Below are 1,051 nucleotides of genomic sequence, written 5' to 3'. Positions count from 1 at the left end.
AACAGTCAACAGTCAACAGTCAACAGTCAACAGTCAACAGTCAACAGTCAACTAACATTATGCCTAAGTGGCTCTTAAAAGTTTTAGGTATCAGTGCGGGTACAATCCTCCTGCTAGGTGCGACTGGATACTGGTACGTTTTTATCGCTGGAGCACCTCAATTAGACCCTCCGAAAATCATAGCCGATGCCGACTTAAAATTTGAACTCAAAACATATAAAAGTGCAGCTATGAATTCAGAGCGCACCTACGGCTTAATTTTACCGCCTGGGTACGCAAAAAATCCCAAACAGCGCTACCCAGTGATTGTTTTGCTACACGGCGGGCACGGAGATGCGCGCGCCTATCAAGACAAAGCTGCTGTTACTTCCGTGCTCCACGATTTATATAAAACCAAAAGATTGCCGCCGTCAATTGTAATTACTCCCGACGGAAATGACAATCGCGGCACGAGTCCTTTGTGGGACCCGCAGTATTTTGACGGGCCCAACGGCAAGGTAGGAAGTGCGATCGGCTCCGAGTTGGTTCAAATCGTAAAATCGCGCTACAGAACGCTGGAAGACCCCAAATTTTGGGCAATGGGAGGACAATCTTCGGGGGGTTGGGGAGCTTTTAATATCGGTTTGCGATATTTAAATAATTTTAATATTCTGTTCAGCCACAGCGGTTATTTTACCGATCAAAGCGGCAAAGCTAACAGTCCTAAATATTTAGTACCGAAACTTTCTACCGCAGACAGACAGAGACTGCGGGCTTATTTAGATGCGGGGGAAGCAGACGAAAAATTTCTGACTTCTACGCAACAATTTCACGAACAATTAAATAGTTTGGGCATCTCTAACGAGTTTAACAAATTTCCTGGCGGGCACGGAATTGTCGGCCCGGATGTGGGTTGGAATTATTGGCACAAGCATTTAGCAGATTCATTGAGTTATGTTGGAAAACAGTTTAAGATAGCGGGTGATGTCCGATAGCCTGGGTGCATCTGGCGCCAGACAAATATGTTTGTAGGGGCGAAGCATGACCGCAGTCAATATGGGATTATAACTAA

The 1,051-nt window shown here is 45.5% G+C and carries 1 protein-coding gene; it reads left to right on the top strand.

Features of this window, described 5'->3' with window-relative positions; translation table 11 throughout:
• Nucleotides 1-974: alpha/beta hydrolase (locus tag QT974_RS34650; protein ID WP_333472864.1), on the top strand; the 974-nt coding region annotated here is incomplete at its 5' end.
• Between the last annotated feature and the right edge of the window lie 77 nt (nt 975-1,051).

It is taken from the genome of Microcoleus sp. BM001215392 (assembly GCF_036700185.1).
Classification (GTDB): Bacteria; Cyanobacteriota; Cyanobacteriia; order Cyanobacteriales; family Microcoleaceae; genus Microcoleus.
Note: the sequence above shows the minus strand (reverse complement) of the source record. Positions and strands in the feature narration are given on the sequence as shown.